This window comes from Bacillus sp. 123MFChir2 (assembly GCF_000383235.1).
In the GTDB taxonomy this organism is placed as follows: Bacteria; Bacillota; Bacilli; order Bacillales; family Bacillaceae_G; genus Bacillus_A.
The window spans coordinates 55852-68593 of sequence record NZ_KB910930.1; the positions used below are offsets into that span (position 1 = coordinate 55852).

At 38.5% G+C, this 12742-nt stretch carries 11 protein-coding genes and 1 pseudogene; 4 read left to right on the forward strand and 8 right to left on the reverse strand.

Going from position 1 to position 12742, the window contains the following annotated elements:
* Positions 1-69: 69 nt before the first annotated feature.
* The 4 genes from H280_RS0106265 to H280_RS0106280 all read right to left on the reverse strand — a co-directional run bounded on the left by H280_RS0106265 (position 70) and on the right by H280_RS0106280 (position 4400).
* Positions 70-252, reverse strand: coding sequence for a hypothetical protein (locus H280_RS0106265; RefSeq protein WP_020060265.1), 183 nt, complete (start codon positions 250-252; stop codon positions 70-72).
* A gap of 110 nt (positions 253-362) precedes the next feature.
* Positions 363-1469 (reverse strand): Ger(x)C family spore germination protein, encoded by a 1107-nt coding sequence (locus tag H280_RS0106270; protein WP_020060266.1) that lies wholly within the window; start codon positions 1467-1469, stop codon positions 363-365.
* Positions 1445-2539, reverse strand: a complete 1095-nt coding sequence (locus H280_RS0106275) for a GerAB/ArcD/ProY family transporter (protein ID WP_028411123.1) — start codon at positions 2537-2539, stop codon at positions 1445-1447. The genes H280_RS0106270 and H280_RS0106275 overlap by 25 nt, the downstream gene beginning before the upstream one ends.
* A gap of 16 nt (positions 2540-2555) precedes the next feature.
* Complete coding sequence (locus tag H280_RS0106280) at positions 2556-4400, reverse strand: spore germination protein (protein WP_020060268.1); 1845 nt, start codon at positions 4398-4400, stop codon at positions 2556-2558.
* 274 nt (positions 4401-4674) lie between these two features.
* On the opposite strand from H280_RS0106280, the gene H280_RS0106285 reads away from it, so the two are divergent.
* The 4 genes and pseudogenes from H280_RS0106285 to H280_RS24770 all read left to right on the forward strand — a co-directional run.
* Positions 4675-4980, forward strand: coding sequence for a rhodanese-like domain-containing protein (locus H280_RS0106285; protein ID WP_020060269.1), 306 nt, complete (start codon positions 4675-4677; stop codon positions 4978-4980).
* Between the two features lie 120 nt (positions 4981-5100).
* The gene (locus H280_RS0106290) at positions 5101-5325 is read left to right on the forward strand and encodes a spore germination protein (protein WP_020060270.1); all 225 of its coding nucleotides are present in this window, start codon (positions 5101-5103) and stop codon (positions 5323-5325) included.
* 218 nt (positions 5326-5543) lie between these two features.
* Positions 5544-5876, forward strand: a complete 333-nt coding sequence (locus H280_RS0106295) for a hypothetical protein (RefSeq protein WP_020060271.1) — start codon at positions 5544-5546, stop codon at positions 5874-5876.
* Positions 5867-5971: pseudogene (locus tag H280_RS24770) on the forward strand (winged helix-turn-helix transcriptional regulator); the annotation flags it as partial. The gene H280_RS0106295 and the pseudogene H280_RS24770, both read left to right, overlap by 10 nt.
* Before the next feature lie 63 nt (positions 5972-6034).
* Here H280_RS24770 and narI read toward each other — a convergent pair.
* The 4 genes from narI to H280_RS0106315 all read right to left on the reverse strand — a co-directional run bounded on the left by narI (position 6035) and on the right by H280_RS0106315 (position 12679).
* The gene (gene narI, locus H280_RS0106300; RefSeq protein ID WP_020060272.1) at positions 6035-6718 is read right to left on the reverse strand and encodes a respiratory nitrate reductase subunit gamma; all 684 of its coding nucleotides are present in this window, start codon (positions 6716-6718) and stop codon (positions 6035-6037) included.
* 247 nt (positions 6719-6965) lie between these two features.
* Positions 6966-7511 (reverse strand): nitrate reductase molybdenum cofactor assembly chaperone, encoded by a 546-nt coding sequence (gene narJ, locus H280_RS0106305; RefSeq protein WP_020060273.1) that lies wholly within the window; start codon positions 7509-7511, stop codon positions 6966-6968.
* Between the two features lie 19 nt (positions 7512-7530).
* Positions 7531-9006 (reverse strand): nitrate reductase subunit beta, encoded by a 1476-nt coding sequence (gene narH, locus H280_RS0106310; RefSeq protein ID WP_020060274.1) that lies wholly within the window; start codon positions 9004-9006, stop codon positions 7531-7533.
* Positions 8996-12679, reverse strand: coding sequence for a nitrate reductase subunit alpha (locus H280_RS0106315; RefSeq protein WP_020060275.1), 3684 nt, complete (start codon positions 12677-12679; stop codon positions 8996-8998). The genes narH and H280_RS0106315 overlap by 11 nt, the downstream gene beginning before the upstream one ends.
* Positions 12680-12742: the final 63 nt, after the last annotated feature.

Here is a 12742-nt window from a genome sequence, read left to right on the forward strand (position 1 = left end):
TCGTTCTTTTCCGATTGTTATTGTAACATGATTTCGGTTAGGGCAGTGCACATTCTACTTTTACAAATGCTATTCTTTTTTTTCTGTTAAGGATAGCGCGATATCTATTCCAAACATTCCAATGATAAGTATCGGTACTGTTACAAGTAGATAACGTGTAAGGGAAGCATTTTTTAAATATGTATGAGCAAATAAAAAGACAGTACAAAAGAGAATGACATGTAACATAGGTTTTATTAATTTTTTAGGCATGAGATCCCCTCCCCCATTTCAGATGCTTACCTTTTAGTATATGGAATGAAATGTAATATGAAAAGCCGTTTGGTGTTTGATCCTCTTTCCAATTAAGAGGATCAAATCATTTACTCAATAACTCCTGAATTTGTAATATCAACCTCATACTGTACTTTTACAGGAACGTCTTTGTACATTTTTCTCCATTCCTTTAATTTAAACGGTCGGTAATGCTGTTTAAATCTAGCACCTAAAGCGAGTGGATCTGCACCTAGAGATTGAAGCTTTTTAACTAATTTTTCTCCATCTGCATTCAAGCTCTTTACAATGTCTTTTCGTATTTTTTCAACATTTTTTTTGTTTTCTAAGTTTGTATGTTTCGAAATCTCCTGAATACGAGCTGCCATTTTTACGCGAATAACAAAGGAAGGCTTTCCATCCTTTACATATACATGGTAAGAAGGGGAAGAACGAATATTGTTAATTATCGTATAGCCTAACTTTGTTTTAAATTCATGTGAGTCCAGTTGACTTTTCTCGAGCAGCGTTTTAAAAAGAAACATATCTTTTTCTTCTACTTTTCCGACATATTTATCTTGTTTGAAAAGAGCCATACTTGTAACTTTAATGCTTTTCTTTTTTTTCTTTAATATAGGCATATACGTATCTTGTCCGTCACGATAATACCGGAAAGTTTGCATGTATAAATTATCGTTTGGTACGACACCTGTTTTCATATTCTGTTCTAACATTTTTTTAATATAGATTGCTACGTTAGAAGCAGTGTTGTATTTGCCTGATAAAAGTTTTTCACCTTCTCCATTTCCGCCTCCCTGAAGGATACCAACATATACTAAGTTCCCGATATTTACATCACGAAGAAGCGTATCAAATACACCAGAGAGGCCTTTTTTAGCCAATTTTTCTGTGAAAAGAGTAATGCGTATTTGTCCGCTTGCAAGAGGTTGTCCAGATTCTAAAGAGGTTGTTGTTTTAACTTGCTTAATTGTATTTCCATAGCCTTGAAGTACTTGTACTTTATTCCCTTTTCTTTGAATTGGACAAACGTAAGTTACTTTCAATCTTCCATGGTCTGAACCTGCATCTGAAGCAACATCAAAAACAGCCCCTTGAATGAGGCTAATATCGTCAACGATACTTTTTGGGACACATGCTGTTGTAAAAAGTAAGCAAAAACTAAAAAGGAATATTACTTGTTTCTTAATGTTTTCCATTTCTTTTTCACCCACATTATAAGAAATAAGATTGGGATGTACACAAAAACAATCCAAAAGCTTCCTTTTGAGACTTGACTAATAAAATTATTAATGTCATGCCGTTCTATTAGGAGTTGTGAAATAATGACAGTTATGAATAATAAAGAAAGTAATATGTACTTTTGTTTTACATGAAAGACTTCGTGTAATCCTCTTGTTGCAGCCCATAATGGTAAGATAATACTTGTAATGACAATGAGTGCATAGCCCGAAATCGCAATATATTCTAGACGCTCAATGAAAGGAAGATGAATGACTTGTGTGATAGAGAGCTGTGACCAAATTGTTTTTGACAATTGTTTTTCGCTAAAAAAAGCAAAAGCAAGGATTGTACTTAATAAATATAAAAAGTTAGAAAATAAAACACCATATTGTGCAAATTTATGAGATTTCTCAGGCGTTTTGACAAATGGATACATCATCAAAATAACTTCAAAACTAATCATTGTATAAGTTGATGCTTGAGCTGCTTTTAAAATCTCTCCAAAAGAATGAGAAAATACAGGCAATAGATTTCCGAAATTTCCATATTTAATGACCACAAATAGCAGCATGATATATCCGCATGTAGCAACGACAGAAACAACACAAATGCCGGTCATAACCCGGAAGCCGGATGAAATAATATAATAGCTAAGTATGGATAAAAAGATTGTTAATTTCCATGTAGCTGCTGTTGGGAACATCCAAACTTGAATAATTTCTACGTACGTGCGCATAACGGAGACGCTGACAAGAAAGAAATATGCCATAAAAATTACATTGCATGCATTGCCTATCCACTTTCCAAATAGATTTTGATGTAATGTAATCAAGTTTCCATTTATGCTTTCTAATAAACGGTATATCATCCACATAAGAATATGAATGATGATACCTGCAATAAGAACCCCCATCCATGCATCGTATCCGGCAGCTTTTGCAATAACACGTGCAAATCCAAGAACACCAACACCGAATTGCGCGCTATGGACTAAGAAAAAAACAAAAATGGGAGATACTTTATAGTTGGTTTTAACTGTACTCATATGCGCTCCTCGCTTTTTACTCATCGAAATCTGTCATACGTTTTTGAAATACTTCCTTTATATAACGACCATCATGTTGTGGCCTTGCTTGAACCCCTCGCTGATCTATTTTAGATAATGGCATTCGTACGAAAGAGTCTTTTGCTGACTGTTTGCGAAATGGATAGACAAACCCATACGGTTTTCGAAGAGATGATAATCGAAAAAGCCGTGTTAATAGAAAGATAAATCCTAAAGAAATTCCTAATAATCCCCATAACTCAGCAAGTATGAGAAAGGGAAAGCGAAGTAAACGAACGGCATTACCCATTTGATAAATCGGTGTAATAAACGATGCAAGCGCAGATAAGGCAACGATGATTAACAAAATGTTACTTGTTAATCCTGCTTGGACGGACGCTTGTCCAATTACGATACCGCCTACAATGCCGAGCGTTTGTCCGACTTTCACTGGTAAACGTGCTCCTGCTTCCCGAAGAAGATCAATAGCTAACTCTAGGAAAAAAGCCTCTATTATAGGCGGAAATGGTACTTGTGCCCGCGATAAAATTAATGTCTCCAGCAAATCACTAGGAATTAATTCATAGTGATAACTAAGCACAGCTACATATAGAGGCGTTGCACAAATGGAAAACGTAACTGCGATAAAGCGTAATAAACGGGAAAAAGTTGCATAAAACCATGACACGCTGTAATCCTCTGGAGAGATGAAGAAATCCAGTAGAGATACAGGTGATAACAAAACATTTGGTGAGCCATCAACAAATATAGCAATTTTTCCATCAATGAGCCCGTTGCTGACACGATCAGCACGTTCTGTGTTAATAAATGTTGGGAAAATAGATGTATTACCCATTAGCTGGGGAATATAATAGCTATCATTAATTTGTTCATATTGCATTGTGTTTAAGGCATTTTCTAGATATGTAACGTTTTCTTTTTCTGTTATATTACTCAAATACATGATAACGACTTTCGTTTTGGATAATTCTCCGATTAAGAGTTCTTTTGTTTTTAACTCCAGAACTGGCAACCGTTTTCGAACCAGGTTAATGTTTGTATCGATATCCTCTACAAATCCTTCTTGCGGTCCGATAACTGTTGATTCGTTTAATGGTATAGTCGGTAATCTGTATTTCTCAATTGCGACATTTGCAAGTAGACATTCCGTATCATGTTCTTGTAGTTGAATGATAGCATGCCCTTTTAAAACCATTTCTTCAATTTTTTTTACGTCACTTGTAATGATGAGTCCGCTGATTGGAACCATTGCTTTTATTTCTTCTAGTGTTGGCGCGGTATGGTGCAATAAAGCAGGCATTAAATAATTTTGTAATCTCATACCATCCATTGACGCACGAAAATAGGAGATCCAATACGGTTTAGTAGGGTCTTCAGAAGTATGATAGTGAACAAAATCGCTGGATTCTCGTAATTTTTGAATCAATTCTTGTAGCGAATGAGCGGTTTCGTGCTCTGGTTTACTAAAGTCAAAAATGTCATTTTGACTTTGCTTTGATTGTTGATTCGTTGTAGTTCGTTGTTGGTTTGTCTGCTGTTTGTTGTTTTGAGCCTGCTGTTGGTTTGCTTGCTGTTTGTTGTTTTGAGTTTGTTGTTGGTTTGCTTGCTGTTTATTGTTTTGAGTTTGTTGTTGGTTTGTCTGCTGTTTGTTGTTTTGAGCCTGCTGTTTGTTTGTTTGCTGTTTGTTGTTTTGAGTTTGTTGCTGGTTTTCCTGTTGTTTGTTCGTTTGCGCTACTTGCTTGACGTTTGTTTGTTCATTTTGTTTCTTTTTCGAACCTGTATTGTTCTTTTCTACTTGTTTCTGATCGTTCTTCTTTTTGCGAAACCATTTGAAAAACATATGTATTCCCTCTTTACCCAAATAAGATAACTTTAGTCTGTGGGAATTTTTATATATTATGCATATATTTGTGTGCGAAAAAGTGAAATATGAATAGCGAGGCGAAAAGATGTTATATGTACAAAAACAAGTATTTCGGCTAAAGAAATATACATTTGAAAACGGTGCATCAATTTCTAAATCAGCAAATCTCAAGTATGATGTAACTACTACACATAACTTGTTTTCTAAGTGGTGCATGCTAAAATTGAGAAGAAAAAAGGAGGAGAGTTTTATGACTGAAGTGAAAACAATTATGCCAGAGGAAGTACAAGAGCGTTTAGAAAAAGGAGAAACGCTATTTTTAGTAGATGTGCGTGAAGATGAAGAAGTAGCATACGGGAAAATTCCAGAAGCAGTTCATATTAAGATGGGGGACATTCCACATAAAGTAGATTTCTTTGATAAAGAAAATGAATATATTTTTATTTGCCGCTCTGGTATGCGCAGCGAAAATGTTTGCCATTATTTAAATGAACTAGGCTATAAGACACTGAACATGGTTGGCGGTATGATGCAGTATGAAGGAGAAGTAAAGTAAGCTACTATTTCTTAAAATGTAATCATTCTTTTGAAAACTTGAAACGCGTCCGTTTCAAGTTTTTTTCTTTTGCATACAGTGTAGAAAGCAGGAGATATTGTTAAGAAAGGTGGCTCAAGAGTGAATTCACTTATTCGAAAAATCAAAATTATAAACAATAAAGGAGCAATCAATATGGGGGATTGTTATAATCTTTCTCCATTTTTTGCAAGGAAAGCGTTTAGTGGTGCTGGTGGATCGAGCGTTGCGACATTTTTAAATGGGAAGTTAACGCCGCCGATAACACCGCAAACTACTGAGTTTACTCCGCCTCTACCAGCTAGTGTATTAACAGCAGGATTATAATATATAGATGCAAAATGAAAAACTAACATAAAAACCCTTTTCTTTTTCGGTGGGCGAGAGCAACTGGCCATGTATAGAAGCGGTCAGGGCCTATTCCTGCCACATGCAGGGTTTTAAACAAAGGGAGCAAGCGAGTAGAAATTATGTTTTATTCTGCATAGCAGCAGCTGTTGTGTAGGGAAATTAAAACATGAATTTAGATGGAAAGGTTGTATAAAATGGGGGTTTGTATTAAGGAATTTGTTATTGTTAATAATTCTGGGAATATTTTTACGGGGGATAATTTGCGAGATACTTCGTTTGTTGCTTCGAAAACATTTACAGGATCGACAGGACCAACATGTATGGATGTTGTCGTCGTTATAGGGAATACAAATGAAGTTTGTTTACGCCCAGGTGATACATTGACAACTTCAATTACACGAGGGACTGGACTAACAGGTAGTAGCTCAAGCAGTGGCCAAAGTAATAGTTCAAGTAGTAGCGGTGGGAGCGGTTTACAAGCAGCTCCTAGTACAGGGAATGCAGATTTTGGAGTAGGGTTTTCGTAGAAGTACCTCCGAAGGTTAAATACTCGTTAACCGAATTTGGAAAGTCATTGATTCCAATTATTATAATGATGCGTAATTGGGGAGATGAATATTGAATGCAAATAGAGCAGGGATAAAAGAAGTGTGCAATCAAGATGTTGCACACTTCTTTATCCCTATTAAAATTTTAACGGTTTTCGTTTCCGATAAATGATATAACTGCGTCGTAAATATTTCACCGGTACGCTAAAGACATGAACGAGTCTTGTAAATGGCCACGTTGCAAACAATCCCATAGCGCCAATGATATGAATTTTAAACCAAATTGGGACCTCCGCCATATATTCTGCTTTAGGTTGGAATATAAAGAGGCTGCGGAACCACGGGCCAATCGTTGTTCGGTAATCAAAACCGTTTGAATCAATATTTAAAAATGTAGAAGAAAGCCCTGCAAGCATTACAATGAGCAACAAGATAAGGGCGATATAATCTCCGGTTGTACTTGTTGCGATAATCCGTTTTACGGTGAAGCGGCGATACGTTAAAATGAATAATCCGATTACAGAAGCAATACCTGCCGGAAGGCCGAAGCCAATTGCCATTATATGATACGTATGTTCAGAAATGCCAAGGGAACTGTAGACAGATTCGGGGATTAAAATTCCCATAACATGCCCGCCAATTACGAACATAATACCAAAGTGAAATAGTAAACTTCCGATTCGAAGCATTTTCTTCTCTAATAGTTCACTAGATTTTGATGTCCAACCAAATTGATCGTAGTTGTATCTAAAAATATGTCCACCAATGAAAATAGCTAAAATGATATAAGGGAAGATTACCCATAAAAATTGATCCATCATTCTTGCTCCACTCCTTTCTATATAAATCCATTTTGACTTTTTGACATATAGATTGCTGCCATGAAGATAAAAACGAACCTACATCTTGCTACCGTTCTCTGTTTTAAAGCTTTGTGCGTGGCAGAAAAGGCCCTGACCGCTCCTATGCATGGCTAGTCCCTCTCGGCCATTTAAAAAGATGCCTTTCTTCCTTTTTTTATAGAGGGACTGAGTAGTTACAAAAGAAAAGGCTTTTTATGTCGGTTTTTTAATTAGGATTTACATAGTTTATTTCATACTGCCATGCATGAATAGCAGTAAGGATGCAACGGACAATTGGTTCGTGCATACTGTTTGTGTCTTTTAATTGTTGATGCAATGCTTCGATATTGCTTTCATATTTTTTCATAATTGGCTCACTATCTTCTTTATCAGCGTTTGCCAGAAATTCTAGCATAAGCGGTAAATAATCAGGCAATTCTTTATCTGTTACAGCGAGGCCTGCTTTTTGATAGTGTTGTTTAAGTTCTAGCAGTTCAATTCCTCGTTCTCGTTGTTCACCAGTATTCATATAAGTGAGATACATATTTGTTTTTTTGCCAAAATCAAATGTATATACAAACGATTGAATTAATTCATCATTTGTCTTTTGTTTTGCTTGTTCGATAAATGTTGTAAGGGTAGTGCGAATTTCCTCATGTTCGATCGTTTGAATATCATTTTGTAAATGAGTAAGTGCTTCTCTCCATCCTTGTTCAGGATAGGAGAGAAGAAAGGAAGAACAAGAGAAAGCTGTTTGTAAACTTTGATTCATAATTGTTACCTCCTTTATTTTAAGAGATTGTCATGCAAGAGCCAGGACCACCGGTAAAGGAAAGACCACAGCTTCCTTGCTCGTTATAAAGGTCTGCTACTTGCTCGCGGTGAGAAGTTGGAATGACGAAACGATCTTTATATTTCGCAATCGCAAGAAGACGATACATATCTTCAATGTCTTCTTTTGTTAAGTTCAGTTCTTTTAATATAGCTTCATTTGGTTCTTTATTTATTTGCAATGCTCTCATATGAGTACGCATGACAGCTAGCTTTTTCAATGTAAGACGAATATGAGATTCATCGCCTGCAGTTAATAAATTTGCTAAATATTGAATCGGAATACGCATATTATCAATAGCAGGGAAAATTTCTTCTGCTTGCCAGTTGCTTCCTTTTCCTTCGACCATGTTCATAATTGGACTTAATGGCGGAATATACCAAACCATTGGCAATGTACGATACTCCGGATGAAGAGGAAGAGCAATTTTCCAATCGATAATCATTTTATAAATTGGTGATTGCTGAGCAGCCTTGATCCATTCTTCTGGAATACCTTGTTTCTTTGCTTCAGCAGCTACTTCTGGATCGTTTGGATCTAGGAATACGTTAAGCTGAGACTCGTATAAGTCTTGTTCATCTGGTGCAGATGCAGCTTCTTTTACTTTATCAGCGTCATATAACATAACTCCGATGTAACGAATGCGTCCGACGCATGTTTCCGAACAAATTGTTGGCATACCAGCTTCAATACGCGGGAAACACATCGTACATTTTTCAGCTTTATTCGTTTGCCAGTTGAAATACACTTTTTTATATGGGCAAGAAGAAACGCAGAATCTCCAAGCACGGCATGCGTTTTGGTCGACAAGGACAATTCCATCTTCATCACGCTTATACATAGAGCCAGATGGACAAGAAGATACGCACGACGGATTGAGGCAATGTTCGCAAATGCGCGGTAAGTACATCATGAACACATTTTCAAAATCCGTTTTTATTTCTTCTTCCATTTTTTTGACGTTTGGATCTTGTAAGCCTGTTATATGTCCGCCTGCTAAATCATCTTCCCAGTTTGGTCCCCATTCAATTTTGTCAATAAATTCACCTGTAATAGCTGACTTTGGGCGAGCAACTGGTTGGTGCTTACGCTGTGGGCTATTTGTTAATGTTTCATAATCGTAGTTCCAAGGCTCAAAGTAATCATCAATTGTTGGCTGATCTGGGTTATGGAAAATGTTCATGAGACGCTTCATTTTTGAACCGGATTTCAACTGAAGGTCTCCGTTTTTCAGCTCCCAGCCGCCTTTATATTTTTCTTGATCTTCCCATTGTTTTGGATAGCCAATGCCCGGTTTTGTTTCCACATTGTTAAAGTACATATACTCAGCACCTGGACGATTCGTCCAGGTGTTTTTGCATGTTACGCTACAAGTGTGACAGCCGATGCATTTATCAAGATTCATTACCATTCCGACTTGTGCTTTAATCTTCAAGCCAATCTACCTCCTTCAGTTTGCGGATGACGACATTTAAGTCACGTTGGTTCCCAGTTGGGCCATAGTAGTTAAAGCCATAGCTTAATTGACCGTATCCGCCAATCATATGAGTTGGTTTTACGTGAATACGCGTCGGACTATTATGGGTTCCGCCGCGGTTACTTGTTAAATTCGTACCAGGCACGTTAATGTGGCGGTCTTGTGCATGATGCATAAATGCCATTCCGCGCGGCATACGGTGTGTAACGACAGCGCGCGCAACAACAACGCCGTTTCGGTTAAAGCATTCAATCCAGTCATTATCAGCAACACCGGCTTCATTGGCATCATCTTTATTCATCCATACTGTCGGTCCGCCGCGGAAGAGCGTTAACATCGGCAGTGAATCAAAGTACATACTATGAATAGACCACTTATTATGCGGTGTTAAATAGTTTAGCGTAATTTCTTTTCCTTCTACTTCAGGGCGAGATTTACGGAACGGTTTATGCTGTAAAATTGGTTTGAACGTTGCCATTGTTTCGCCAAATTCTTTCATCATGTCGTGATCTAAGTAGAAAGATTGACGCCCAGTTATTGTTCGCCAAGGAATGAGACGTTCTACATTTGTTGTAAACGGTGAGTAGCGACGTCCTCCTTTTTCAGATCCAGTAAAAGCAGGTGATGTAATAACTGTTTTTGGCTGCGCTGTAATTTGTTCGAATGTGAAGCACTCTTCTTCACGTTCTTCTGCTAAATCGCGCAGTTGTAAATCCGTTTGTTTTTCAAGCGCTTCCCATGCTTTTACTGCCATATGACCATTTGTTGTTGAAGAAAGAGTTAAGACTGCTTCAGCAGCATTGATTGCTTCTGTTATGTTAGGACATCCTTTTGCGATGGAATCTGTACGGATGACACCTAATTTACTCTTTAGTTGTTCATATTCTTTTTCCGCAGACCAGGATATTCCTTTCGTACCAATTGGTTGTTTTCCAACGTTTGGTCCGAGTGCGGTCATTTTGTCGTACAGCGTTTTATAGTCGTGTTCTACAATATGAATTTGCGGCATTGTTTTGCCTGGGATTGGCTCACATTCTCCTTTGCTCCAGTCTTTAATTTGACCGAGCGGTTGTGCTAATTCTTGCGGTGTATCGTGAAGAAGCGGCGTTGCAACAACTTCTTTCATTGGCTCAAGGTCTAATGTTTGGGCTAAATCAGAGACTGCTTTTGAAAGGGAGCAGAAAATATCCCAGTCAGAACGAGCTTCCCACGGTGAACCGATTGCTGGATTAAACGGATGCACGAACGGATGCATATCTGTACTGCTTAAATCATGTTTTTCATACCACGTTGAAGCAGGAAGAACGATGTCAGAGTATAGTGCTGTCCCGGCCATCCGGAAATCTAAGTTGATAAGTAAATCTAGTTTTCCTTCAGGTGCTTCTTCATGCCAGTTTATTTCCTCTGGTCGTAATGAATCATGATCGTCGTTCATTAATCCGTTTGTTGTACCTAATAAATGTTTTAAGAAATACTCGTGTCCTTTACCGGAACTTGAGATCAAATTCGCGCGCCATACGAATAAATTGCGCGGGAAGTTATTTTTGTTATCAGGGTCTTCGATCGCAAATTTGAGCTCTTTGTTTTTTAGCTTCTCTGCAACATATTTTCCGATTTCTTCCTGGGTAGTTGCGCCACTAGCGACCGCTTCCTTATATAATTCAATTCCGTTTTTCTCGAATGTTGGATAGGATGGTAACCAGCCAAGTCTTGCGGCCAACACATTGTAATCACCGTGATGTTGATAGCGAGAGTTGCCGACAACTGGTGATGCTAAATGTCCAACTGGTGTATCTTCATAGCGCCACTGATCTGTAACGAAATAGAAGAAGGATGTACCGTTTTGTAGTTTCGGCGGACCTTGCCAATCTTTTGCCATCGCAATTGTTTGCCAACCTTCTGCTGGGCGTAATTTTTCTTGGCCGACATAATGAGCCCAGCCGCCGCCGTTTACTCCTTGTGCTCCAACAAGAAGAACGAGGTTTAACACAGCGCGGTAAATCGTATCAGAGTTAAACCAATGGTTAATGCCAGCGCCGACAATAATCATTGAGCGTCCATTTGTATCAACGGCATTTTGCGCAAATTCACGAGCAATTTGAATAATAAGTTCTCGTTTTACACCTGTCATTTTTTCTTGCCATGCTGGTGTAAACGGAGCATCTTCATCAAAGCTCTTCGGTTCTTGGCCGCCAAGACCGCGGTCCACGCCGTAGTTTGCTAATGTTAAGTCATAAACAGTTGTTACGAAAATATCGCCGTTTGGCGTTGGAATCTTTTTCACTGGAATGGTACGTTCTAATACTTCATTTCCGTCATCAGAGAAATATGGAATTTGGACAGTTCCAATTGCATCTTCCATACCAAGTAAAGAAAGACGCGGGTCAATTTTTTCCCCTGTTTGTTCATCTTCTAAACGTAAGTTCCATTTTTTCTCGTTATCCCAGCGTGATCCCATTGTGCCGTGAGGTGTAGCGAAATCAAGACTGTTATCGTTCCAAAGAACAGGTTTCCATTCACCAAGCTTTGTTTCCCGGCCAATATCAGTGGCATTTAAGAAACGATCTGCAACAAATTGATCTCCTTGCTGTTTTAACGTGACAAGGAATGGGAAATCTGTGTATTGTTTTGCATAATTTATGAAGTAGTCTACTTGTTTGTCCACGTAGAATTCTTGTAAAATAACGTGCCCCATTGCCATTGCAAGTGCACCGTCTGTTCCTTGTTTTACGCTGATCCAGTCATCAGCGAATTTTGTTGATTCGGCAAAATCAGGGCTAACAGAAACAACTTTCGTTCCTTTATAGCGCACTTCTGCTAAGAAGTGGGCATCTGGTGTCCGTGTTAGCGGTACGTTAGAGCCCCATGTCATAATGTAGCCAGCGTTGTACCAATCACTACTTTCTGGTACATCTGTTTGATCACCCCAAATTTGCGGCGAAGCTGGCGGTAAGTCAGCGTACCAATCGTAGAAGCTGAGCATCGGCCCGCCCATAAGCTGCATAAAGCGGCTGCCAGCTGCGTGACTTAACATTGACATTGCAGGAATTGGCGAGAAGCCAACATTTCGATCAGGACCATACTTGATTACTGTATATAATAAGGAAGCAGCAACGAGCTGTAATACTTCATCCCAACTTGCACGAATGAAGCCGCCTTTTCCGCGAGCACTTTTATATGTGCGCGCTTTTTCTGGATTTTCAACAATGCTTTTCCAAGCATCTAACGGTGATTCATGTTTTTGCAATTCTTCTTGCCACATATTCCAAAGAACGCCGCGTACATATGGATATTTCACACGAAGAGGGCTGTAGATGTACCAAGAAAAGCTTGCTCCGCGCGGACATCCGCGTGGCTCAAAGTCTGGCATATCAGGACCAGTAGACGGATAATTTAGCTCTTGTCCTTCCCAAGTGACAATTCCATCTTTTACGTAAATGTTCCAGCTGCAAGAACCGGTGCAGTTTACGCCGTGTGTGGAGCGGATTACTTTATCATGTTGCCATCGTTTTCGATAGGCATTTTCCCATTCTCGGTCTTCATACGTTTCTTGCGTATGGTTATCGTTATAACGATCTATTGGAGAAAAATATTTTAAACGTTGCATGAGTGGTGATAGTTTCTTTTTCATATTGTTCACTCCTTTATTGCGTCTCTCTTGCTTACTTTCACTATAAGAGGGCATGCAAAATAG